Annotated in this window: 22 protein-coding genes; 3 read left to right on the forward strand and 19 right to left on the reverse strand. The window is 58.4% G+C overall.

Going from position 1 to position 22,923, the window contains the following annotated elements:
* The first annotated feature begins 8 nt into the window (after positions 1–8).
* Positions 9–938, forward strand: coding sequence for a LysR family transcriptional regulator (locus AAF739_11810; GenBank protein MEM6383352.1), 930 nt, complete (start codon positions 9–11; stop codon positions 936–938).
* A gap of 18 nt (positions 939–956) precedes the next feature.
* Here AAF739_11810 and AAF739_11815 read toward each other — a convergent pair whose 3' ends face one another.
* The gene (locus AAF739_11815; protein MEM6383353.1) at positions 957–1,370 is read right to left on the reverse strand and encodes a MarR family transcriptional regulator; all 414 of its coding nucleotides are present in this window, start codon (positions 1,368–1,370) and stop codon (positions 957–959) included.
* 103 nt (positions 1,371–1,473) lie between these two features.
* Between AAF739_11815 and AAF739_11820 the strand changes: the two genes are divergently transcribed.
* Together AAF739_11820 and AAF739_11825 are read left to right on the forward strand one after the other, a co-directional pair.
* Positions 1,474–2,556, forward strand: coding sequence for an FAD-dependent oxidoreductase (locus AAF739_11820; GenBank protein ID MEM6383354.1), 1,083 nt, complete (start codon positions 1,474–1,476; stop codon positions 2,554–2,556).
* Positions 2,557–2,633: 77 nt separating this feature from the next.
* Positions 2,634–3,998 carry a carotenoid oxygenase family protein gene (locus AAF739_11825; protein MEM6383355.1) on the forward strand — a complete coding sequence of 455 codons (1,365 nt, stop codon included), beginning with the start codon at positions 2,634–2,636 and terminating at the stop codon, positions 3,996–3,998.
* A gap of 50 nt (positions 3,999–4,048) precedes the next feature.
* Here AAF739_11825 and metK read toward each other — a convergent pair whose 3' ends face one another.
* The 18 genes from metK to AAF739_11915 form a co-directional block, all read right to left on the reverse strand.
* Positions 4,049–5,239 carry a methionine adenosyltransferase gene (gene metK, locus AAF739_11830; protein ID MEM6383356.1) on the reverse strand — a complete coding sequence of 397 codons (1,191 nt, stop codon included), beginning with the start codon at positions 5,237–5,239 and terminating at the stop codon, positions 4,049–4,051.
* Positions 5,240–5,495: 256 nt separating this feature from the next.
* Positions 5,496–5,924 (reverse strand): helix-turn-helix transcriptional regulator, encoded by a 429-nt coding sequence (locus AAF739_11835; GenBank protein MEM6383357.1) that lies wholly within the window; start codon positions 5,922–5,924, stop codon positions 5,496–5,498.
* A 143-nt stretch (positions 5,925–6,067) separates the two neighbouring features.
* On the reverse strand, positions 6,068–7,693 hold the full coding sequence (gene lnt / locus AAF739_11840) for an apolipoprotein N-acyltransferase (GenBank protein ID MEM6383358.1): 1,626 nt from the start codon (positions 7,691–7,693) through the stop codon (positions 6,068–6,070).
* Between the two features lie 101 nt (positions 7,694–7,794).
* Positions 7,795–8,982 carry a hemolysin family protein gene (locus AAF739_11845; GenBank protein ID MEM6383359.1) on the reverse strand — a complete coding sequence of 396 codons (1,188 nt, stop codon included), beginning with the start codon at positions 8,980–8,982 and terminating at the stop codon, positions 7,795–7,797.
* A gap of 36 nt (positions 8,983–9,018) precedes the next feature.
* A complete protein-coding gene (ybeY, locus tag AAF739_11850; GenBank protein ID MEM6383360.1) occupies positions 9,019–9,522 on the reverse strand; it encodes an rRNA maturation RNase YbeY in 504 nt (167 codons plus the stop codon).
* A complete protein-coding gene (locus tag AAF739_11855; protein ID MEM6383361.1) occupies positions 9,519–10,541 on the reverse strand; it encodes a PhoH family protein in 1,023 nt (340 codons plus the stop codon). The genes ybeY and AAF739_11855 overlap by 4 nt, the downstream gene beginning before the upstream one ends.
* Before the next feature lie 38 nt (positions 10,542–10,579).
* Positions 10,580–11,971 carry a tRNA (N6-isopentenyl adenosine(37)-C2)-methylthiotransferase MiaB gene (miaB, locus tag AAF739_11860; protein ID MEM6383362.1) on the reverse strand — a complete coding sequence of 464 codons (1,392 nt, stop codon included), beginning with the start codon at positions 11,969–11,971 and terminating at the stop codon, positions 10,580–10,582.
* A gap of 106 nt (positions 11,972–12,077) precedes the next feature.
* Positions 12,078–12,893: a lysophospholipid acyltransferase family protein gene (locus tag AAF739_11865; GenBank protein MEM6383363.1), complete on the reverse strand. Its 816-nt coding sequence runs from the start codon at positions 12,891–12,893 to the stop codon at positions 12,078–12,080.
* Positions 12,886–13,335: a Fur family transcriptional regulator gene (locus tag AAF739_11870; GenBank protein MEM6383364.1), complete on the reverse strand. Its 450-nt coding sequence runs from the start codon at positions 13,333–13,335 to the stop codon at positions 12,886–12,888. The genes AAF739_11865 and AAF739_11870 overlap by 8 nt, the downstream gene beginning before the upstream one ends.
* A 57-nt stretch (positions 13,336–13,392) precedes the next feature.
* On the reverse strand, positions 13,393–13,938 hold the full coding sequence (locus AAF739_11875) for a GNAT family N-acetyltransferase (GenBank protein ID MEM6383365.1): 546 nt from the start codon (positions 13,936–13,938) through the stop codon (positions 13,393–13,395).
* 11 nt (positions 13,939–13,949) lie between these two features.
* Complete coding sequence (gene tsaB / locus AAF739_11880) at positions 13,950–14,651, reverse strand: tRNA (adenosine(37)-N6)-threonylcarbamoyltransferase complex dimerization subunit type 1 TsaB (protein ID MEM6383366.1); 702 nt, start codon at positions 14,649–14,651, stop codon at positions 13,950–13,952.
* A gap of 38 nt (positions 14,652–14,689) precedes the next feature.
* The gene (locus AAF739_11885) at positions 14,690–15,253 is read right to left on the reverse strand and encodes a NifU family protein (protein ID MEM6383367.1); all 564 of its coding nucleotides are present in this window, start codon (positions 15,251–15,253) and stop codon (positions 14,690–14,692) included.
* A gap of 500 nt (positions 15,254–15,753) precedes the next feature.
* The gene (locus tag AAF739_11890) at positions 15,754–16,503 is read right to left on the reverse strand and encodes a metallophosphoesterase family protein (protein MEM6383368.1); all 750 of its coding nucleotides are present in this window, start codon (positions 16,501–16,503) and stop codon (positions 15,754–15,756) included.
* Complete coding sequence (locus AAF739_11895) at positions 16,503–16,742, reverse strand: DUF2164 domain-containing protein (GenBank protein ID MEM6383369.1); 240 nt, start codon at positions 16,740–16,742, stop codon at positions 16,503–16,505. The genes AAF739_11890 and AAF739_11895 overlap by 1 nt, the downstream gene beginning before the upstream one ends.
* A gap of 7 nt (positions 16,743–16,749) precedes the next feature.
* Entirely contained in the window at positions 16,750–17,244 is a 495-nt protein-coding gene (locus tag AAF739_11900) for a universal stress protein (protein MEM6383370.1), read from the reverse strand.
* Positions 17,245–17,296: 52 nt separating this feature from the next.
* The gene (gene trpS, locus AAF739_11905) at positions 17,297–18,319 is read right to left on the reverse strand and encodes a tryptophan--tRNA ligase (GenBank protein MEM6383371.1); all 1,023 of its coding nucleotides are present in this window, start codon (positions 18,317–18,319) and stop codon (positions 17,297–17,299) included.
* Between the two features lie 90 nt (positions 18,320–18,409).
* Positions 18,410–19,978 carry a murein biosynthesis integral membrane protein MurJ gene (murJ, locus tag AAF739_11910; protein MEM6383372.1) on the reverse strand — a complete coding sequence of 523 codons (1,569 nt, stop codon included), beginning with the start codon at positions 19,976–19,978 and terminating at the stop codon, positions 18,410–18,412.
* 23 nt (positions 19,979–20,001) lie between these two features.
* Positions 20,002–22,917: a [protein-PII] uridylyltransferase gene (locus AAF739_11915; GenBank protein MEM6383373.1), complete on the reverse strand. Its 2,916-nt coding sequence runs from the start codon at positions 22,915–22,917 to the stop codon at positions 20,002–20,004.
* Positions 22,918–22,923: the final 6 nt, after the last annotated feature.

Raw genomic sequence — 22,923 nt, forward strand, 5'->3', positions numbered from 1 at the left:
ATCAATTCATGACTGATTTTGATCAAACAAAAATCAGGCGGCTTGATCTGACGGTGCTGCTGATCTTTCTTGGCCTTGTTCGCACACGCAAGGCATCTGCAGTTGCCTCGGACCTGGGCCTGACGAGTTCGTCCATCAGTCACGCTTTGCGCCGTCTGCGCGACATCTTTGACGATGACCTTTTCATTCGGCGCCCGCACGGGTTGGAACCGACCGCCTTCGCGCTCGCCATTGAACCCGACGTGCGCCGGTCCGTCGACGCTTTGCAGGCGGCTTTGTCGGGTCCTGCGGCTTTTGAACCGCTTGGTGCCACCGGCACATTGCGTCTTGCGGCCAACGATCGCGAGACCGCAACGCACGTGCTGCCCGCTTTTCAGCAGATTGCAGCGCAGGCGCCGGGGATTGACGTGTCTGTCCGTTCTGCGTCACGCGCAGATGCCCTTCGCGAACTCGAAGATGGATCTTTGGATTTCGCAATCGGGTTTTTTCGAAAGCTTGGGCCGCGATTTGATAGCGCGCGTTTGCAGACGGAGAGCTATCTCGTCGCTGCAAGTGCGGAGCATGACCTTTGGGAGTGCCCTCTCACACCGCAGCGTTACACGGCCTGCCGGCATTTGCTTGTTTCGAGCGACGGCAGCATGAAAGGGATCGTCGATACGGTCCTTGAGGGTATGGGATTGAACCGGCGGGTGTGCCTTGCCTCGCCGTCCTTCCTTGCGGCCCTATCGGTGCTATCGGACAGCGATCTGATCGCCACCTTGCCGAAAGGGCTCGTGCAGCAATACGCGACAACGTTCGGTCTGCGCTCGTGTGATCCGCCGATCCCCATTCGAGCTTTTGACATCAGTCTTGTCAGTCACCGCCGTAATCGGAAAAATCCTCTGCACCAGTGGGTACTTAGGATGTTCACTGGGGTACGTCATGAAGCCAGCAAATGAGCTGGGTCAGATGGTGGCCTAAATCTTTCCTAGGAGGCTGACAAACGTTTGTCTTTCTTCTTGGCTTAGCGGTGCGACAACCTCATCGACAACGCTGGCTAGGGTGGATTTGGCTGCTTTGAGGAATTCGGTTCCCTCCGCAGTAAGGCTCAGTATCGTGGCGCGGCCATCCGATGGACTGGGTTCGCGCGTGAGCAGGCCCTTGGACTCAAGGTCGCGTATAAGCCGCGTTAATTGGGAATTATCGCGGCCCATAGCGGTAGCCAGCGTCTGAATAGGGCAGGGCTGTATCGCTTGCAGTTGCATCAACAGCAAACCGCCCATCGGCCCGATGCGCCCGCAGTCAACCGCAGGCATGCGCCGGTGCATCTGGGCATCGATCTTTCGCACCACCCGATCAAGTTCACGTGCAATCCGTTCGCTATCTACCATTGTTATTTGTCAGTTTTTGGACATTATCTAATAATGTCGGGATTTGAGCGGGCGCCGATACTGGCTGTTTTCGCTCGCGGTTACAATTCATAGGAGCCAAAACATGACACAGGCATCCCTCGTTATCGTTGGTGGTGGATATGTCGGCCTGGAATTGGCGCAGGCTATGCAGGACACATTTGACGTTACGCTTGTCGAGCCGCGCTATGCGTTCGTCCACGCGCCAGCCATGCTGCGAGCGCTCATAGACAGCTCAGTTCGAGACCGGGCTCTGATACCGTACGCGCAAGCGTTGAAGACTGGCAAAATGGTCAAAGCCCGGGCGACTGAAATACGATCTGATGCGGTCGTTGTCGATACCGGTGAGGTGCTTGCCGCTGACTACATAGTTCTGAGCCCCGGCGCGTCGAACGGCGGTATCTTCAAGCCCGCTGACGAAGGTATCGATGCCTTTCGTGAGGCGCAGGCCAAAGTTGAAGGCCAGATCAAACAGGCAGACCGTATCGTAATTGTCGGCGCTGGTGCGGTCGGGACCGAATTGGCCGGTGAGATTGCGCACGCCTTTCCGACCAAACAGGTGACCCTTATCTCGTCCGGCAGCTCGCTGTTCCCAAGCTTTCCTGACAAGCTCGGATCGGGCCTCGCCTCTAAGCTCAGCGCGATGCATGTTGATCTCGTGCTCGGCCAGCGCGTTGCCGACCTGAAGAGCTCCACAGACCCCTACGCCGGATCTGTCACTCTTGAAAACGGAACAACCATCGAAGCTGACCTTGTTATCCCGTGCATAGGATCGAAACCGCAAACTGCGCTCTTTGATGGGCTTCCGGGCGTCTCCAAGTCCGCTGATGGACGGGTAAAGGTGGACGGCTATCTGCGGCCCTCCTCCTATCCGAACGTGTTCGCGGCTGGCGATGCAATCGATAGTGGTGACGCGATGACGATCGTCGCGGCCAGTCGCCAACAGCCATGGCTGGCCAAGCTCTTGACGGCGCTGGCGTCAGGCAAGTCGGTCGAAAGCCAAAAACCCTATGCGCCTTGGGGTAAGGCCCCAATCCTGGTGCCGTTAGGCCCCGAAAAGGGCAATTCATTCCTGGTGATTGCCACATTCGGGGATTGGGTCACCAGGACTATCAAGGGCAAGGATCTTTTTATCGCCAAATACCGCAAGCTTCTTGGTGTGGGGTAGGTCAGCCCTTGACCTAGTTCGGTGAACTGCTAGCTCTCAGCCTATTGGATATTATCCAACAAATTGGGAGTGATTGCATGCTGGATTTGGTTCGAAAGGTCATCAGTTCAGGCGATAACCGGCGATATCAGACCATACCATTTTCGCCGGTTCAGACTGAAATAACAGTTGAGGACCTGCCATTTCACGGAACCATACCCGCTGAACTATCGGGTCTTTACGCGCGCAACGGGCCGAACACGGTCGGTAAGACCGGGCCACACCAGCACTATTTCAGTGGCGACGGAATGTTGCACGGCGTCTTCATCGAGAATGGGAAGGCCAAGTGGTACCGCAATCGCTTTGTGCGAAGCGGTGCCGTTTCTCAACAACTTGGGTCCGTTGACCCTGGCGGCCCCATCACGAACGGTCTCGACGTCTCGCCCAATACCAACATCGTGCAGTTCGCCGATAGGCTGTTTGCGACAATCGAGGCCGGCGCAAGCATGGTTGAGGTGACGCGTGAGCTGGAGACAGTCTCGCGGTCAAACCTTGATGGTACGCTCCAGCATGGCTTCACCGGTCATCACAAGATCGACCCGATCGACAATGATATTCACGCCGTCACCTACTCCTCGAAGCTGGGGCCCAATGCGCTCTACCAGAGGCTTGCGCCCGATGGTCGCAAGCTCAATGAAATCACCGTTCAACTGAGCGGCATGACCCAGATTCACGATATGTCGATAACAAGACAGTACGCGATCATTCTCGATCTAAGCGTTGTTTTCAGTGCGTGGGCGCTTCTCAAAACATCGCTGCCGATCAAGTGGGACGGCAAAAAAGATGCTCGGATTGGCGTCATTCCCAAGGGCGGAACGGCTGATGATATACGCTGGTTTGATGTTGCTCCGTGCTACGCCTACCACACCATGAATGCTTACGAGACGGATGGTGGCGATGTCATAGTTGATGTCAGCCGCTATCAGCGGGCGAGCGAAAAGGACATGTATGGTCCGCTTGGTGACACCGAGCCAACAATCGAGCGGTGGGTCCTGCCCATGTCGGGAAGCGGCAGCCGGGCCATTGAGGAGCGCATGTTCGCCTTGCCGCTCGATTTTCCCAAGATCAGCCCTTTATGTGAGGGGCGCCCGTATCGCTACGGCTACGCCGTCGAGGCCAGCCTTGCTCCATCGTTTGACCGGGCCGTGAAAGTCGATTTTGAAACCGGCGCAACCCATTATCAGGACTTCGATGGCGGCATGTCGTCAGAAATGACGTTCATTCCGCGCAGTCATGTCGAAGATGACGGGTGGCTCATTGGCTTCGTTTTTCAGCCCAAGCTTGAACGTTCCCGCCTCGTGATATTGGACGCTCAGCGGTTTGAAGAGGAGCCGGTGGCAAGCATCTGGATACCCGAACAATACGTCCCTATCGGCACGCATGGAGGCTGGTTTCCCTCATAGCGCGCCGTCTAACTCAGGAAGCGGTTGTGGCCAGGCGTTGAAACTTAGGCTCAGACCGCAGCCTTCAACGCATCAACCAGATCGGTTTTCTCCCACGAGAAGCCACCATCGGCATCCGGGCTGCGGCCAAAATGCCCATAGGCCGCAGAGCGGGCGTAGATCGGCTTGTTGAGGTCAAGGTGGCTCCGAATGCCGCGTGGGCTGAGATCCATGACGTCCGCAAGCGCGGCTTCGAGCTTTGCTTCGTCGACCGTCGCGGTCCCGCCAGTATCAATGTAGATCGATAGGGGCTGCGCCACACCGATGGCATAAGACAGCTGGATCTGAGCCCAGTCAGCCAAACCCGCTGCAACGACATTCTTCGCAAGATAGCGGGCGGCATAGGCCGCCGAACGGTCAACCTTTGTGGGGTCTTTGCCCGAGAACGCCCCACCACCATGAGCAGCAGCGCCGCCATATGTATCGACAATGATCTTCCGTCCAGTCAGTCCAGCATCACCGTCTGGTCCGCCGATGACAAAGGCGCCAGTAGGATTGACGTGCCAAACTGTCTCGTCGTTAATCCAACCGTCGGGCAGCACCTCGTGGATGAACGGCGCGACCACGGCCTTGACGTCGTCGGAAGTCATGTCTGCATCAAGGTGCTGTGTCGACAGCACGATCGATGTCGCGCGTACAGGCTTGCCATTCTCATAGGCGACGGAAACCTGGCTCTTGGAATCTGGACCCAGGACCGGCGCCTCGCCCGTTTTGCGAGCCGCGGCAAGGCGATGCAAAATACGATGGGCGTAGTAGATCGGTGCTGGCATGAGGTCCGGTGTTTCGCGGCACGCGTAGCCGAACATGATACCTTGATCGCCTGCACCCTCATCCTTGTTTCCAGCCGCATCCACGCCCTGTGCGATATGGGCTGACTGCTCATGCAGCAGAACGTCGATATCGCACGTGTTCCAATGAAAGCCGTCCTGCTCGTATCCGATGTCCTTGATGGCATCGCGCGCCACAGACGCGATGAGATCGTGCGTGATGGATGCCGACCCGCGCGTTTCGCCCGCGATCACCACTTTGTTGGTGGTCGTCAGCGTTTCTGCGGCAACGCGCACCTGCCAAGGATCGGCGCCTTCCGCCTGGGCGGTGCGAAAGAACAGATCGACGATCTCGTCTGAAATCCGGTCGCAGACTTTGTCTGGGTGGCCTTCCGATACTGATTCACTGGTGAAGACGAACGAAGATCGTGACATGGGTCCGAAGTCCTGAAGTAGCTGAGGGAAAGGCTGCCAAAACGAACCTTTGCAGGCCGTTCGATAAATCGAACGCTCGTTCGGCAAACCGTATGGCGTTCCTGCCACCTGTCTGTGGGGAAATCAAGGCTGTTGAACCGCTAATCATTGCTGATGGTAAGCAACAGGCCTCACCTCTGGTGATGCTCAGCCGCGCAATGGATAGTGTATGGGCGGGTCTTGAACGCGTATTTAGGCGGTCGGCGCTGTTGCCAGCCTATTTGCCCGCCGGCTTGTCGGCACCCGGGTCTTCCTGGTCAGCGATGGCCTTAACCAAATCAACAACCCGGCGCCGGACCTTAGCATCTTTGATCTTCAAAAAAGCTCTGGTGAGGTCGACACCATCAGACGTTGTGAGCAGATCTGAGACATAGCTCACGCCGGTCTCGGCGAAACCAGTCTGCTTTTGTGCCCCGGGCATCTCATCATAGAAATAGGAAATTGGCACCTGAAGGTGGTGGGCGACCTCCTGCAGCCGGCCAGCCCCTATCCGATTGGTGCCCTTCTCGTATTTCTGGACCTGCTGAAAGGAAACGCCGAGCGCTTCGCCCAGCCTTTCCTGGCTGATGGACAGCATCATACGCCGCATACGCAGTCGCGCTCCAACATGGGCATCGATAGGGTTGGGGGCACGATTATTGGCCACGAGTTTTCTCCGGGACGCGCCTTCGGTCAGACGCGTCGAATTCAAATAGATACCAGCCGGGCCAACCCCACAGCGTTACGGTCGTTCGGCGTTTCATAAGCGGCGGCGGATATAGAGCTTTTCTGACAGGCCTTTGAAGGGGGTCAAGATGGATAGCTTCGCCGGTGGTAAACGCTCACACTTAAAATAAACATCAAAAGCAACATAATGGGTAGGTGACCCCACCGCAGGTAAGCAGTTTGCGTTAGGGAATTGGGCAAGTTTGCTGTGAGCACACCACGGTTGTCAATTGCGAGCGCTTCCACAACGCGCCCGCGAGCATCAACAATGGCGCTTATCCCCGTGTTGGCGGCACGAACAAGCGGCCGTCCGGTCTCCACTGATCGAATGCGCGCCTGATGAAAGTGCTGGACCGGTCCAATACTGCGCCCAAACCATGCATCGTTGGTGACGTTGATCAGAAAGTCGGGCTGATGCGTCAGGACACCTTCACGGACGTAGTTGGAAAAAATCGCTTCGTAGCAAACCAGACCTAGTCCAGAGGGCCCGCCAGGTGTCTCCAGAGTTCCGGAGCTGGCGCCAGGAATGAAGCCTGCCGGGGCGCCAACAAGGGGCCGCAACCCGAGCCTATCGACAAGTCGGCCAAAGGGAAGTTGTTCGCCAAACGGGACCAGACGCACCTTGTCATATGCATCGGTGATCTCGCCGCTGTCGTTCAAGGCAAAGATTGCATTTGTGAAGACGCGCCGTTCGTCTCGCCTTTCCGCACGAAGGGCGCCTGCGATCAGCGTTGTTCCCAACGGCAAAACAGACCCGATCGCTGTGAGCGCGTCGGGTCGATCGGTCAGAAGAAACGGAAAGGCCGATTCGGGCCAGAACACGTGGGTCACATCGAGGAGACCCAGGTCTGTGCCATCCGTTCGGCGTGTGGTTAGGTCAAGAAGTGACGCAAAGTGCTGATCTCGCAGCTCTGGGTCCCATTTGTCGGCTTGCGCGATGTTCGGCTGGACGATGCGAACTGTCGCACTTTGGATGGTTTCGTCCACTTCGCCAGCTAAGCGTAGCGCACCGCCACCCACCCACACAATGGCCACGGCAAACGCGACCATCGCATAGCGGCGCCCATCGGGCCCTCCTCCCAAACCTGGCCACAGCGCTGCGGGGACAAGGGCGACTGCTACCACCGCGAATGAGGCACCAAGTGGCCCAACAAAAGCGAAGCCTTGCAGGAGCGCTGGATGTGCAGCAAGCGCCATGTGCAGGCTGTTCCAAGGGAAACCGGTGAACGCAACGCCGCGGAGCCATTCCAGCGCGACAAGTGTCGCGGCGAGTGCAAGAAGGCGCCACGACCCGCCTACCCACAACGACCCCGCAATGGCCGTCGCGATTCCAAAGAACAGCGCGAGACCAGCGGGAATTAAGGTCACCGCAAAGGGGATAAGCCACGCATGGGCGGCGCTGTCGACCAGTAGCGCTTCGGCAATCCAGTAAAGACCAGCAGCAAACCACCCAAAGCCGAACCAGAAGCCTGTCGAAAAGAAGCCCGCTCGGCCAACCAGTCGCCGAAATCGCCTTCCCTCTTGCGGGTCGGCATCGGCCCCATCCAGAAGTAGGACAAGCACGGGTAGCGTCAGAAACAGGATAGGGATGAAGAAAAAAGGCGGCAGCGAGAGCGTTGAAAGCGCCCCAGCCGCCAGCGCGACAAGTGCTCGCCTCCAGCCAAACAGCAGAATCAGCCAATCTGCGAAACGGTGCAAAAGGGCAAACACGTCAGTCCCTTCGAACTCGTACGTGACGCGAATCTGCGCACGCTCATCGGGTCAACCGCCACACGGTGCTCTCAGCGTCAAGCGTTGGCTAGGGTCTGGACCTACGCGTCGGTTCCAGTGCGTGTGTTCTGTGGTGCTTCACCCATGTAGGCCTCAAGCGCACCATCGACCTGATCACTGGCACCACGGCCTCCCCGGCGACCGCCACGAGGGTCGCGACGGCGAAGGCCAGCTGGATAGACTTTCAGTTTCTTGATCCGGCGCGGATCTGCATCCGTGACCTCGATATCAAGTCCGTCCACCGCATCGATCAATTCGCCACGCACGGGTATCCGGCCAAGGGCGTTGAACACCAAGCCTCCGAGTGTGTCGATTTCATCGGCATCGTCTTCATCAACTGTGATGACATCGCCAAAAACCAGCTGAACCTCTTCAAGCGGTAAGCGTGCGTCAGCTGCATAACCTCCATCTCCCAGTGGATCGAGGCTCGGGGCGATATCATCATCATGTTCATCTTCGATATCGCCGACGACTGTCTCGATGAGGTCTTCGAGGCTGATGAGGCCGTCTGTTCCGCCATACTCGTCGATAACCAGTGCCATCTGGACCCGGTTTGCTTGCATCTGCGCCATAAGATCGGTCACCGACATGGACGCCGGGACAAAAAGCAACTGGCGGACGATGGAGACGTCTCCCAGCCGCGTTTCAAGATCAATCTGGTTGAGATCAAACTGCGGACCAAGCTGAGCAGCCACAGCATCGTCTATGACGCTTGCAGCACGAGCCTTGGCCGCGCGCACCTTGGCGCGGGTATTCTCCCGGTTAACGCGTGCTCGATCGATCAGAAACGAAACGACGTCCTTGATGTGAACCATACCGATGGGATGATCCAGCGATCCATCGAAGACCGGCATCCGCGAGTGGCCGGACCGCCTCAGCTGTGAAAGGACATCGCCCAGCGACGCGGACTGTTCGATAGCCACAATGTCGGCGCGCGGGACCATGACGTCCTCTGTGCGCGTTTCCCGTAGGCGCAGAATGTTGCGCAGCAGCGCCCGTTCCTCGAGAGAAAAGTCATCGTCGGGGCTTTGCTCGTTGGCCAGCGCATCTTCGAGATCCGTGCGCAGGTCCGTCGGTGGCGCCGGCCGTAGCCAACCTACCAGTCGGTCAAGGATGCCCCGTTTGGGGGCGTCATCGTCCGCTTTTTGTTTTCTTGGACTGAGTGGCTCAGCGTCAGCCGGCTCGTCGCCCGAGTGCTTGCTTGAAGCAGTTTCGTCGTTCATCGCCATGCGGGCGGTTTTCCGCCTCGCGATCCTTGTTCCGTCTTAGGCGCCGGCTTCCGAGCCGACACTGTAGGGGTCTGCTATGCCCAAACGACAGAGTACACGCTTTTCCAGCGCTTCCATCGTTTCGGCCTCGCCATCTGATTCATGATCATAACCCAACAGGTGCAAAAAACCATGAACGATCAGATGGCTCATATGATGATGCCTTGAACGGTCCGCTGCAAGAGCCTCCGATGCGATCGTCTCCTCGGCAAAGACAAGATCGCCAAAAAGATGCGGCCTGTCCGCTCGAAGGGTTGGAATGATGTTCGCGGGGTAGGTTGGAAAAGACAGGACATTTGTCGGCTTGTCGATGCCGCGATGCTCCCGATTGATGGCCCGCATGGTCTGGTCGTCAGTCAAGAGGATTGCGATCTCACCTGGCGGCAGAGGTGCCAGAAGTTCGGCTTGCGCCGCCTCCACCGCAGCGTTCAACCAGCCCAACAACTCAGCTTCGTCGGGCCATAGACCGGCGTCGATCTTCAAGTCGATGCTCAGCGTCAATCGGCGCTGTCCAGCAAGGTCGATTGACGCTCCGCTTGGGCGCGAACTCGCCGTCGAGCCGCTTCGTCGTAGGCTTCAACGATGCGTGTCACCAGTGCGTGCCGAACCACATCCTGCGCGCGGAACTTCAGATGGACGATGCCTTCAATGCCTCTGAGCATGCGGTAGGCTTCGGCAAGGCCAGACGTCTGACCTGGTGGAAGATCGACCTGGCTGGGGTCCCCGGTTACGATCATCTTGGAATTTTCCCCAAGGCGCGTGAGAAACATCTTCATCTGCATAGAGGTGGTGTTCTGTGCTTCATCAAGGATGACCACCGAATTCGCCAATGTCCGCCCACGCATGAAGGCAAGTGGCGCGATTTCGATGACCTGGTTTTGCAGCGCGCGCTCGACTTTCTCACCAGGCATCATGTCGTACAGCGCGTCGTACAGGGGGCGCAGATAAGGGTCGATCTTCTCTTTCATATCGCCCGGCAGGAAGCCCAACCTCTCCCCCGCTTCCACCGCAGGTCTCGAAAGGATCATGCGTTCGATATCGCCGCGCTCAAGCAATGCGGCTGCATAGGCCACTGCCAGATAGGTTTTACCAGTCCCAGCCGGGCCCGTTCCGAAGACTAACTCCGCACGATCGAGTGCGCGGATGTAGGCATCCTGCGCTGGGTTTCGGGCGGTGATGGTCTTTTTGCGCGTCGAGATTGTTGCCAGCTTTAACCGTCCGCCTTTGGGTTCGATGGCTGGCAGATCGAGCTGAGCAGAAGACGTTTCAGCCATGCGTATTGCGCCATCCACATCGCCAGGATGAATGCTGTGGCCCTCCAGCAAGCGCTGGTAAAGGCTGTCGAGCACCTGATGCGCGATCGCGCAGGCTTCGGGAGGTCCCTTAAGCGCTACCTTGTTGCCGCGCGCTGCCGCGTCGATACCCAACTTGTGCTCGATGATGGCGAGGTTCTGGTCGAATTGGCCGTACAGGTCGCTGACCAGCCGATTGTCGTCAAACTCGACAACGACATGAGCCAAGTCCGACGCGTGTCCGTCTGCCGGGGCGCTGTCAACGCTCACGAAGCCGCCTCCAGTGGCATGCAGACCAACTCACCAAACAGGCTGTTGCCGGTCTGATGGCTGACGGTGACCGGTTGCAGGGTGCGTAACTGGCTGTCTGGCGCATCGACATGGACCGGCTGTAGCCAGGGCGATCGCCCAACAAGTTGCCCATCGTGCTTGCCGCGCTTTTCGAGCAGAACATCGAAGGTCATGCCGACACGGCTGGCCTGAAATGTACGTTGCTGATCTGTGAGCAAGGCCTGAAGCTCTTGAAGGCGTGCGTCGGCGACGTCGGGTTCGACTGCATCACCGAGTTCCGCCCCGGGTGTTCCCGGGCGCGGCGAGTATTTGAACGAGTAGGCTTGCGCATAGCCGACATCATCAATCAGACGCATCGTGTCGCGAAAGTCTTCGTCGGTTTCGCCAGGAAATCCGACAATAAAATCACCTGATAGGGCCAGATCGGGCTGCACCGCCCGAATGCGGTCGATCAATCGACGGTAATCATCACCAGTATGCCGGCGGTTCATAGCCTTGAGAATGCGGTCGGAACCGGCTTGAACGGGTAAATGCAGATACGGCATCACCTGCGGCAAGTCGCGGTGCGCGGCGATCAGATCGTCGGTCATGTCGCGCGGATGAGAGGTGGTATAGCGCAGACGCCACACGCCATCGATGTCTGCTAGCGCATGGAGAAGCCTGGCAAGCGACCAGACAGAACCGTCGGGTCCGTGTCCATGATAGGCGTTCACATTCTGGCCAAGTAGCGTGATCTCGCGCACCCCGGCGGCGACCATGCTGCTGGCCTCGTCGAGGATTTTTGCCACATCGCGGCTTACCTCCGCACCTCGGGTGTAAGGTACAACACAAAAGGTGCAGAATTTGTCGCAACCCTCTTGGACAGTCAGAAAAGCGCTCGGACCACGGCTGGAGAGCACTTTCTTTGGGGTTCGCGGAATGTGGTCGAACTTATCGTCGTCGGGAAACTCAGTCAGCACGACACGCTCGCCATCGCTTGCCCGTGTAACCAGGTCTGGCAGAGCTTGGTAGCTTTGTGGGCCGACAACCAGGTCGACCACACCTGCGCGCTTGAGGATCTCTTCGCCCTCAGCCTGGGCAACGCAACCGGCCACGCCAATTAGCGTCGGCTTGCCTTCGTCGGCCCGCGCCGCCTTTAATTTCCGCAGCCGCCCAAGCTCCGAATACACCTTCTCGGCCGCTTTCTCACGAATGTGGCAAGTGTTGAGAACGATCAGATCGGCGTCATCGGCTGATGCCGTTGCGGCATAACCCGCTGTTCGCAACGCATCGGTCATCCGGCTCGAATCGTAGACGTTCATTTGGCAGCCATAGGTCTTGATGAAGACCTTTTTGTTGGCCGTTTGGTTCGTCGGAGTATTTGGCATTGGATTCCGCGTTGAAGAAAGGGCGTTCATCAGCGCTGTCTAACGCGAATTCCGCACTGCGCCTAGGGTTTTGACCGATGCTCGCGCAACGACCAACGCAACCCGCTCATGGGTGTCGCAGCCTTGAGGCTAAAGTTGCCTGAACGCTTGACTGAAGTGAGTGGGCCAGCGCCTTGCGGCTCAACCCTGGCTCTGGAGAAAACGAGGGAAGCCCGATAAGGGCAACCTCCAGTGGCCCACTCGTCAGCCGGTCCAGAAGGCTGGGGAGAAGGTCCATATCGCCGTACCAGCCAAGCCGCGCACGTTCGGCGCGGGACAAGCGCAGGCCATCGCGGCGCAAGTACGCGAGGACAAAGGGCTGGATCAGTTGAGGCTTGCGTTCGCCGCGGGTCGCGGGCAGCAGCGCACTCTTGAATGGTAAAACCTGATTGCCATCCGAAGACGTCCCCTCGGCAAAAAGCACCAGCTTATCGCCTGCCGAAAGGGCTGCGTCGCGCGCAGTTATGGCCAAGGCGGTGGATTGGCGACGGTTGCGATCAATGAAAACGGTCCGCTGCAGGCGAGCCAGAGTACCGAAGACGGGCCAGTGCGCGACATCATCCTTTGAGATGAATCGAACAGGTCCACACGCGCCAAGGATGACGATATCGAGCCACGATACGTGGTTGCCAACCAGCAGCGCCGGGTTGTTGCCGCCAACGTGTTCGCCCTCTTTTCGAACGCGTACGCGCAATGTCCAAAGCGCCACCCGATGAAACAGCATGGGCAGGCGCGCGGCTACCTGCGGAGCAAATCTGTTGGAAAGCCATTGAAGCGGTGCCAGAACGAGAAATGCAATCGTGATTGGCAGGAGTTTGACCACGGCAAGCGCGACAGCACGTAAACTCCGTCGCCCGGTTTCGGGCGGCGAATGTTCAGCCATCGCGATCGGTGCGCTTAATGGGTCGCCCAAACAGCTCGAGCCGGTGGTCGACCAGCTTGAAGCCTAGCCGCTTGGCGATCCGCTCTTGCAGTGCTTCGATCTCGGGATCAGAGAATTCAATCACTTTGCCGGTCGTCACATCGATCAGATGATCATGGTGTTCGTCGGGGGTTTGCTCGTATCGAGCGCGCCCATCGCCGAAGTCGAGCCGCGCCACGATGCCTGACTCTTCAAACAGCTTCACGGTCCGGTAGACCGTGGACATTGAGATGTTGGGATCGATCGCCGAGGCGCGCGCGTACAGCTCTTCCACATCGGGATGGTCGTTCGATGCATCAATGACCCGAGCCACGACCCGCCTTTGTTCGGTCATACGCATACCCCGCTCCGCGCAAAGCTGTTCTAGCGAAATATCCGCCGGGCTTTTGGCTTGCTGGGTCATGAACGCATCGGACCGGTTGCAGTTGGACAGTGGGAAGAAGAGCTCGCCTGCCCTGCGCTACTCATATTGACGCCGCATGACAAGCGCACGTGCTTTGCTGCCATCTTCCGCGGTCGAGTAAGCCGGCCGTTCTCCGACAGTCCTAAACCCGCGCCGCCGGTAGAGCCGGACCGCCGCGACATTGGTTTCGGCAACTTCCAAAAAAACTGCCTGCACTCCGTGAACACGCAATTCAAACAAGGCCGCATCAAGCAACTGAGCGCCAAGCCCTCTGCTGCGTGCCCGCGGGTCCACAGCAATCGTGAGGATTTCGCCTTCGTCTGCTGCGCGCCTCGCCAAGATGAACCCTTCCGCCGGACCGGCCCCTAAAAGTCCTAGCGGTCTGACTAGCCGGGCTAGGACCGCCTCGTCGGCAAGCATGCGTTGCAGATCGTCCTCCCCCCAGCCCGAAGGAAAACTCGCCTCATGCAGCGCGGCCAGGTCCCGGCAATCTTCCGGCTGAACCTCTTCGGTCAATCGGGGCCTTGTTACGCTCTGGCGAAGCGGTTCCATGGCCCAGTTGTACCATTCGTCGAACAGTGCAGAGAAGGATGAGGCGGACATGGCCTACCCTTTTAGGACATTGAAGCGCGCAAGCCAGAGGATTTCGCAACGGCAGCATCGGCTTCCTTCAGATAAAGCGGACTCGGTTTGACTTTCGGGTCTGCACTGAGCGCCAGCGTGGCGATTGCTTCGAGCGAAGGGACTGGGACACTGCGGCCGAGCGTTATGGGCTTGCTCAGGTTTTCCAGGTGAGCGGCAATGGCCGGCTGCGCGGTCCCTGACAGGCGCATGCCGGGGCGAACCAGGGCAGCGAAAACGATATCCGCCATCGCTTCGGGCGGACTAATCGGTTCGCCGTCAGGTTCGAAGAGTTGGCCGTAGACCATAGAATTGCGGGCATCCAAGGCAACCGCCTGGCCCTGCGGCGCGGGGCTGTCCATCCGATCAGTAGCCGCAAGCGCAGCCAATGAGCCGATCCCCACCGCATCAATGTTCAGGGTGGCCGAGAACCCTCTCGCCGCTGCGAGACCGACCCTTAAGCCGGTGAATGACCCGGGACCAATGGTGACGCCGATCCGATCAAGATCCTCATAACCCCGCCCAACCGCTGCAAGGACCCGTTCAACCATCGGCACAAGTTCTTCGCCGTGGCCCCGCGCCATGGCTTTGCGCTCGTGACTGATGATGTCGGCACCGTCGGCCAACGCAACCTGGCAAGCATGGCCGGCGGTATCCATGGAAAGGATGAGTGGGTTCAGGTTGTCGGGATTCATGGCTGACAACACCTGACGGGCAGCATGCGAGATAGTGGTTAGGTGGCCCGCACTTCTTCAACACCCGGCACGAAATGGCGCAAAAGGTTTTCGATGCCGTTTTTCAACGTCGCCGTTGACGACGGGCAGCCAGCGCACGCACCACGCATGTTCAGGTAGACGATACCGTCCTGGAAGCCTTTGAAGGTGATATCGCCGCCATCCTGCGCAACGGCCGGTCGGACGCGTGTCTCCAGCAGATCCTTGATGGTATCGACCATGACCTTGTCGGCGTCATCAAAAAACTCGCCATCCTGCTCAACATCTGTCGCGGCGGCATCATCGACAAGTATCGGCATTCCGGTCACGAAATGCTCCATGATCCCACCCAGGATCGCCGGCTTGATGTGCGACCAGTCGTCAACTTCGGCCGTGACCGTGATGAAATCGTGACCGAAAAACACGCCTGAAACGCCATGGATTGCGAAAAGACGCTGCGCCAGCGGGCTCTTCTCGGCTTCCTCTGGCGTGCGGAAATCAAGCGTACCGTCGTCTAGAACCCGCTCGCCGGGCAGGAACTTCAAAGTGGCTGGATTGGGTGTCGACTCAACCTGAATGAACATCGCGACTACTCTCCTTGGACCCTTTCGGACAACCTGGATTTGGGGGCGCCCGGCACTGTTTTCAAACCGCTTACGGTACCTGAGCGCTTTGGATCGGTTATGCCGTAACCTCACTGGTTTTGAAAGGTTCTCATCGTGGTTGCAGATCGATGTCGGTTGGACCAGCGTCGATCTCAGCGATCCGCATCCATGCGCCAAGGCGGAAATTGCCGCTTGTTGCCGGCGTGAGATAGGCAGAACCGGTTCCCTGTTAGGTCGCGAAATCGAGCCTTCTGCCATCGCCAGAGTTGGCCGGTGGATGCGCTATCAAAGACGAAGCCCGCGGCACAAAGTTCCGCAAACTCACGGTCAACATAGCCTAACTCGAAAGACACGACTGTGCTGTACCCACGCGATTGTTTGGTAAAGTGCAGCGAGAACCTGTTGGGGCCAGACGGCCGGTCAAAGCGCGCGAATCGGGAGAGCGTTGAGCGCGGACGTCGGTCCTCTTCTGAGCGCGCTTACGGTGCGTAGTACCCGGTGCGCAGACCCGTTGCCCATTCCAAGCGACCATGCGACTGGGCCGACCGGATGGCGGGCCTGCTATCGTAAACAACGAGCCGAAAGCTCGCCTGCCACCCCGAGGACCTGCGTTCCACAATTGCATAACAGGCCTGCGGAAAACCGCTCTCCATATGATGCGGATAGGGCATCGTATCGTCGTAGGCCGGGCAGCCGACCGAGCCGGGATTGACGAGTAGAGCCCCGTTCGCCAATCGGCGCACCCCGTGCAGATGTGTGTGAGCGCACACAACCAAATCGGCGGCGAGGGCGTCCTCATTGAGCTCCGCCTCGACCTCCTGATGTGTTGCCTTGCGGACCAGGCCGTTCGGCTCAACGCGTTCCATCCAATACCGGTCATCTAGCCGCGGCGTGGCATGACAGGCATAGACACCGTCAATCGGACGAGAGGTCTGGGGCAAGGTCGTCAACCAGGCGATGGCCTCGTTCGGCAGCATTTCAAATGCCACGCGGTCCGATGGGGCCATATCGTCCACTCGTTGCTCGATCAGGTATCGGTCATGATTGCCACGGACAGTCGGCAGGCCCAGTGGCTGCAGCAGACGAAACGTTCCTGCAGCATCAAGTGGCCCGGAAAACACGTCACCGAGATTGATCGTCAGATCGGTTCTCTGGCGCGCAACATCGTCCAAAACGGCTTCGAGCGCCCACGAGTTACCGTGGATGTCGGCAATCAGAGCAAGCCGCATTATCCATCCTCGGGTAGCGGGAAGTCCGTGTCGAGATCATCCAATTTGCTCGTCAGGAAGGCACGTGCGTCGGCGATGCCTTGGTTGTAGAGGGTGGGGCCAAGTTGCCCCAGCATGAAGTCGAGCAATTCCTCTGCACGAAATGGAGAAAGCTGCTCGTCGAACTCCGAGTGGAAGTAGCCCTGTAGCGCCTCGATCAGCTGTTCGCGTCGTGCATCGGAAAGAGCAAGCTTTGTCATGCCAAGTTCAAGCAATCGCTTCGATCACGTCGTCGTTGAGGTCGCCTGGGACGATTGTGACGGGTATCGGGAAGGTGCCTGCGCGCTGGCCTATCATGGTGACCAAGGGGCCTGGGCCATCTTTGCCGGTACCCGCTGCGAGGACCAAGATTGCTATATCTTCATCGTCGTGGATGAGATCAATGATGGCCTCATGGCCATCGCCTTCGCGCACCAGCCTTTCTGGTGTTAGGCTCAGGCCCTGCGCCCGCAAAAGCCCCACATATCGATCAACCGTCGCGTCGGCCTCACTTTGCGCTTCGGCGCGCATGATTTCTTCGACCCCGAGCCAGTGCTGGAACTCCGAAGGTGGAACAACGTACAGCATCGCCAGCCCGCCACCGGTTCTTTGGGCCCTGCGTGCCGCATAAATAACCGCACGCTCGCATTCCGGCGTGTCATCGAGAACGACGAGAAACTTGCGTTGGTGGCCCTCTTCAAAGGCGCGGCGGGCTTTGAGCATCGATTACCCCCAAGGCCAGTGACGTGTTCCGCTAAGCCTGCCAAGGCTTTGGCTATCTCACAAGCCCCACGATCTTGTACACCTCGTCAAGCACAGGCACGGCGACCTCCCGCGCGCGTGTAGCGCCCCTCCGCAAGATCGCGTCAATTTCCGTTGGGTCGTCGAGGAGCCTCTCCATCTCATCGCGGATCGGCCCCAAGACTTCCACCGCCAGATCGGCAAGGGCAGGCTTGAACGTACCAAAACCTTGGCCCCCAAACGTGCTGATCACGTCAGCTTTGGTTGTTCCCTGCAGAGCTGCGTAGATGCCGACCAAGTTATCAGCTTCAGGTCTGCCGTCGAGGCCGTCAACCGTTTCGGGCAACGGTTCGGGATCCGTTTTTGCCTTCTTGAATTTCTTCGCGATCGTGTCGCGATCATCAGTCAGATTGATCCGCGACAGATCGGAAGGATCGGATTTGGACATCTTCTTTGTGCCGTCGCGCAAGCTCATAACGCGTGTCGCATCACCAAGGATCAAGGGGTCGGTCATTGGAAAGACTTCCGTACCCCAATCATTGTTAAACTTCTGCGCAATATCGCGCGTCAGCTCCAAATGCTGTTTCTGGTCTTCGCCAACCGGAACGGCGGTCGCCTTGTACAAGAGGATATCGGCGGCCATCAGGGTCGGATACGCGTAAAGCCCGACGCTGGCCTTCTCCCGGTCTTTGCCGGCTTTCTCCTTGAACTGCGTCATACGGTTGAGCCAGCCCAGCCGCGCCACGCAATTGAATATCCAACCCAGTTGGGCGTGTTCAGGTACAAGGGACTGGTTGAAAAGGGCAGATTTCTCAGGATCGAGACCTGCAGCCATAAAGGCAGCCGCCACATGGCGCGTCGCGGCGGCAAGTTCGGCGGGGTCCTGCCAAACCGTGATCGCGTGCAAATCGACCATGCAGTAGAAACAGGTGTGCGTATCCTGAAGCGGCACAAAGTTCCGTATCGCTCCAAGATAATTGCCAAGCGTCAACTGGCCGGACGGCTGCACACCGGAAAACACGCGCGGCTCAAAACTCGCGCTGGTCTCGCTGTCCATGAGATAGGTCCTGCGGATGGGAGAAAACGGCCTGCCTTATCGCGGGCTTTGGACGGTCGATCAAGAGGCCAACGCTCAGGCGGACTGCTGTCAGGCCCGATCGCGTTTTCGTAGCAGCTGTCGCATCTCTCCAAGACGAAAGGCGCCACTGAGATGGGCGAGGCCGAAAAAAACCACAACGCCAGCAGCGACGAGGAGGGCCAGTCCAAGCATGCGCACGATCAAACCCGCCGATAGCACCAGCGCCGGATCGAGAACATCCGCCAGAACAATCAACGAGACGCCCATAGCTGCGGAACATACGAGCAGCAGAAGGAGCTTGCGCCTCAATGGTCTTCCGATACTCCAATATCCCCGGTTTCGGATCAGCCGGTACAGAACCAGCGCATTCACCCAGCCAGCGATGGATGTGGCAAGTGCGATTCCGATATGTCCCATGAAAGGAAACAAGGCGAGTGAGCAGGCGATGTTGATCGCCACGGACAGGCCGGCCACCCGCATCGGCGTTTGTGTATCTTCGCGCGCGAAAAAGGCAGGCGAGAAAACTTTGATCAGGACAAAGGCAGGAAGGCCAACAGCGAAGGCTTGCAGAGCGGTAGCTGTGCCCAAGCGCGCATCCTCATCGAACGCCCCTCGCTCGAAAAGGACAGAAACAAGTGGCTCAGGGATGGCCGCCAGCGCAATCGCAGCGGGTAGCGTCAGCACCATGGCGAATTCCATTGAACGCGTCTGCGCAACGTCGACGCCCCTCTCGTCCGCCGCCTTCAGCCGTCTGCCGAGTTCGGGCAGCAGCACGACGCCAATGGCGATGCCAACAACGCCCAAGGGCAGCTGATAAAGCCGGTCGGCGTAATAGAGAAGGGACACCGCACCCGCCTGCAAGGACGCGATCATCGTACCAACAACGATATTGATCTGCGTAATACCACCGGCGATTACGCCCGGAATGCCCAGTTCGACAAGCCGCTTCATCGCCGCGTTCCACCTCGGTCGCACCAGCTTGAGAACAAACCCTGCGCGGTACAAGTCGCCTGCGACCAGAACCAGCTGCGCTACACCTCCAATAAGGACGCCGATCGCGAGCCACACGCCGGCCTGTTCGCTGCCTGCGAGACCTGCCGCAATCAATGCGCCGAGAACGGCGATCAGCACGACATTGAGAAAGACGGGCGCAAACGCCGCGGCGGCAAAGCGGCCCAAGCCGTTGAGGACGCCCGACACGAGCGCAAGAAGCGACACCAGGGCGAGGTACGGCATGGTGATCCGTGTCAGGAGGACCGTCAGATCATATTTGTCGCGGTCACCGATAAATCCGGGCGCTATGATGAACATAAGCAGTGGCATGGCAATCATGGAAAGCCCGCAGACCAGGGCCAAAACGGTAAGAAGGCCCGCCATCGCTTCCTGGGCGAACTGCTTTGCCTCCTTTTCGCCCTGACCTTCGAGCGCCCGTGCGAACAGCGGGATGAAAGCGGAGTTAAAAGCCCCTTCGGCAAACAGGCGCCGGAATAGGTTTGGAAAGCGGAAGGCGACAACAAAGGCGTCAGCAACCGGGCCGGTTCCCAATCCCGCTGCGATGAGAATATCGCGCACGAAACCCAGAACGCGGCTCGACAATGTCGCGCCACCAACGGTGAGAAAATTGCGCAACAAGCTCACGCCAATGGTCTCCCTCAGGCGCTCTAGCTGACGGTCGAAGGTTTGGAGCGGCTGCGGGCGGACTTGCCAGGAGCTTTTGCGTCACCGGCGGATTTTTTGCGCTTACCAGGCGCATCAGTCGGCGCCGGGGTCGAGGGTATGATTCCGCGCCGGGCAAGCGCCGCTGGCCGGGGCGCCGCAGGTGGCCCGCCCAAGACCCTCTCAAGCGCGCTCTTTATGTTGCTGAGCCGAGCCCTTTGAGTAACTTTTTCACCCACAAGATCGGTAATGTAGAACACATCGACTGCGCGCTCACCGAAGGTTGCCACGTGCGCGGAAAAGGTATCAAGCGACAAATCCGCCAGTGCGCTTGCAAGATCATACAAAAGCCCGGGACGATCACGTCCAGCCGCCTCCACCACGGTGAAGCGTTCGGATCCTTGGTTGTCGATCATGACCTCAGCGGGGACCTTGAACGCACGGACACGGCCTTTGGCTTTGCGTGATGCTTCGATCATCGGCTTCAGCGCGAATTCGCCTGCGAGGGCTTTCTCAAGTGTTTCAACGATCCGCTCAGCGCGCCGGCGTTCGTCAGCGGCATCATCAAAGACTTTTCGGATCAGGATGGTATCGAGAGCCTTGCCGTTGCTCGTTGTATGGATTTGCGCGCCCACGATATCTGCTTTCACCGCCACACAGGCGGCCGCAATACTAGCGAGAAGGCGCGGGTGGTCGGGCGCGTAGATGACGATTTCGGTAACGTCTTCAAAACCATGCACAGAAACCAGCGAGGCAAATGGTTGTCCACTTTTATCGGCCTCACGGATAAGATGTGCATGCGTGATCTTGTGGTCGAGGTCGGTGCGCAACCAATAAGGCGCATAGTGCATGTCGCCATACGCAACGCGATCCGCCTCGGGCCAGTCTGATAGCGCTTCCAGCAAGACGGCTTTTGCGGCGTCAACACGTTGCTGGCGAGCGGCCTGGCTATGGCCGCCGGTCAGAATGATCTCGCTCTCATAATAAAGGGTGCGCAGCAACTGCCCCTTCCAGCCGTTCCAGACACCCGGCCCAACCGCGCGAATGTCGCAAACCGTCAAAATCAACAACAGCTTCAGCCGTTCGAGGCTCTGGACGCGTGCTGTGAACGCTTCGATCGTTTGGGGGTCTGAAAGATCGCGCGATTGTGCGGTCATGCTCATAACCAGGTGATCTTCGATAAGCCAGGCAACAAGCGCTGTTTCGCTCTTAGACAGGCCCAGGCGCGGGCAAAGCTTGCGCGCAACCTTTGCTCCCATCACTGAGTGATCTTCTGGACGTCCCTTGGCAATGTCATGCAGAAACAGCGCAACAAACAGCGCGCGGCGGTTCTGGATCGTCGGCAAGAGGCTAGCGGCGAGTGGATGCTCGTCCTTCAGCTTGCCGCTTTCGATCTGCGCCAGAACCCCCACAGTGCGCAGCAGGTGCTCATCGACGGTGTAATGGTGATACATGTTGAACTGCATCATCGCGACGACCTTGCCGAAATCGGGGACAAAGCGACCCAAGAAGCCGGTTTCATTCATTAGGCGCAAAGTTTGTTCCGCTCGGTTTTTTGAGCACAGGATCTCCAGAAACAGTGCGTTCGCCTCTGCATCAGCGCGTAAGTCGGACGTGACCAATTTGAGCGATCGGGTGATCAGCCGCACCGCATCGGGATGCAGTGCGAGGCCGTGATTATCGGCGAGATGGAAGAACCGCAGCATATTAACCGGGTCATCGGAAAACACGTCGGTGTGGGACACGTTTAAGCGTCCAGTCTCGACGATGAAATCGTCGTTCGACGGTAGGCTCTTGGCTTTGCGGCGCAGCAACGGCCCCAACATACGGTCGAGAAGCGGTTGGCCTTTCGCTTCCATCTCTTCAAGTTGCGCGCAAAGAATGCGCGTGAGATTGCCGACATCCTTGGCAACCAGAAAATAGTGCTTCATGAACCGTTCAACGGCTTGCATTCCCGCGCGCTCGGCGTAGCCAATGCGTTGGGCGATCTCGCCCTGAAGATCGAAGGATAAACGATCATCCGGCCGCCGTGCCAAGAAGTGCAGGTGGCATCTGGCCGCCCAAAGAAAGTCCATGCCCTTGAGGAACGTGCGGTATTCATCGCGCGTGAAGACGCCCTTTGTAACGAGCTCTTCGTCTTCCACGACCTGGTAAACATATTTGCCGATCCAGAAGAGCGTATTGAGATCCCGAAGGCCCCCTTTGGACTCTTTGATGTTCGGCTCCACAAGATAGCGAGACGACCCCTGTTTGGCGTGACGGGTGTCGCGTTCGGCGAGTTTTGCCGATACAAACTCAGCCGCGCTTCCCCTGACGACCTGATCGGCAAAAGCCTGTTTGAAATCATCGAAAAGCGGGGCATCCCCCAAAATAAGTCGCGCTTCCAAAAGCGCGGTTCGGATTGTCATATCCTGCTTGGCAAGCTTCACGCACTCATCGACCGTACGCGTCGCGTGGCCGACCTTGAAGCCGCAGTCCCACAGAAAATACAGCAAGCTCTCGACGATCTGTTCGCCCCAGGGCGTCTGTTTGGCGGGGCGCAGAAACAACAGGTCAATATCGGACTGGGGTCCGAGGGTTCCCCGTCCATATCCGCCGACCGCACAGATGGCCAAGCGTTCGCCTGCTGAGGGGTTTTCAAGCGGGTACCTGTAATGCGTGACGATATCGAAAAGCGTTCGGATCAACACATCTTCGGCCAACGACAACCTTTGCGCGCACGCGAGGCCGCCGCCATCCTGCATCAGCCTGGCTTCTGCGCCCTTTAAAATATCAACAACAGCACCCTTGGTCAGTGCAATCAGCGTCGGATGAGCCGCGTCATAGCCGCCGGCCTCCTCGATCGCAGCTACCATGCGTGCATGAAGTGCATGGCCGTCGAGCAATGGCGGCGCATCATCGCGCTTAACGAGCTTGCGCATGGAACG

The organism is Pseudomonadota bacterium (assembly GCA_039024915.1).
Taxonomy (GTDB): Bacteria; Pseudomonadota; Alphaproteobacteria; order Rhizobiales; family MH13; genus MH13.

Bases quoted from the DNA above. Each gene is read 5' to 3' on its own strand.
- AAF739_11900 (MEM6383370.1), bottom strand. From the start codon at position 17,244: ATGCTCAAAGCCCGCCGCGCCTTTGAAGAGGGCCACCAACGCAAGTTT.
- AAF739_11810 (MEM6383352.1), top strand. From the start codon at position 9: ATGACTGATTTTGATCAAACAAAAATCAGGCGGCTTGATCTGACGGTG.
- metK (MEM6383356.1), bottom strand. From the start codon at position 5,239: ATGTCACGATCTTCGTTCGTCTTCACCAGTGAATCAGTATCGGAAGGC.
- AAF739_11915 (MEM6383373.1), bottom strand. From the start codon at position 22,917: ATGCGCAAGCTCGTTAAGCGCGATGATGCGCCGCCATTGCTCGACGGC.
- miaB (MEM6383362.1), bottom strand. From the start codon at position 11,971: ATGCCAAATACTCCGACGAACCAAACGGCCAACAAAAAGGTCTTCATC.
- tsaB (MEM6383366.1), bottom strand. From the start codon at position 14,651: ATGAATCCCGACAACCTGAACCCACTCATCCTTTCCATGGATACCGCC.
- AAF739_11865 (MEM6383363.1), bottom strand. From the start codon at position 12,893: ATGGCTGAACATTCGCCGCCCGAAACCGGGCGACGGAGTTTACGTGCT.
- AAF739_11875 (MEM6383365.1), bottom strand. From the start codon at position 13,938: ATGTCCGCCTCATCCTTCTCTGCACTGTTCGACGAATGGTACAACTGG.
- AAF739_11885 (MEM6383367.1), bottom strand. From the start codon at position 15,253: ATGTTCATTCAGGTTGAGTCGACACCCAATCCAGCCACTTTGAAGTTC.
- AAF739_11845 (MEM6383359.1), bottom strand. From the start codon at position 8,982: ATGGCGATGAACGACGAAACTGCTTCAAGCAAGCACTCGGGCGACGAG.
- AAF739_11820 (MEM6383354.1), top strand. From the start codon at position 1,474: ATGACACAGGCATCCCTCGTTATCGTTGGTGGTGGATATGTCGGCCTG.
- AAF739_11890 (MEM6383368.1), bottom strand. From the start codon at position 16,503: ATGCGGCTTGCTCTGATTGCCGACATCCACGGTAACTCGTGGGCGCTC.
- AAF739_11870 (MEM6383364.1), bottom strand. From the start codon at position 13,335: ATGACCCAGCAAGCCAAAAGCCCGGCGGATATTTCGCTAGAACAGCTT.
- trpS (MEM6383371.1), bottom strand. From the start codon at position 18,319: ATGGACAGCGAGACCAGCGCGAGTTTTGAGCCGCGCGTGTTTTCCGGT.
- AAF739_11895 (MEM6383369.1), bottom strand. From the start codon at position 16,742: ATGACAAAGCTTGCTCTTTCCGATGCACGACGCGAACAGCTGATCGAG.
- AAF739_11825 (MEM6383355.1), top strand. From the start codon at position 2,634: ATGCTGGATTTGGTTCGAAAGGTCATCAGTTCAGGCGATAACCGGCGA.
- AAF739_11815 (MEM6383353.1), bottom strand. From the start codon at position 1,370: ATGGTAGATAGCGAACGGATTGCACGTGAACTTGATCGGGTGGTGCGA.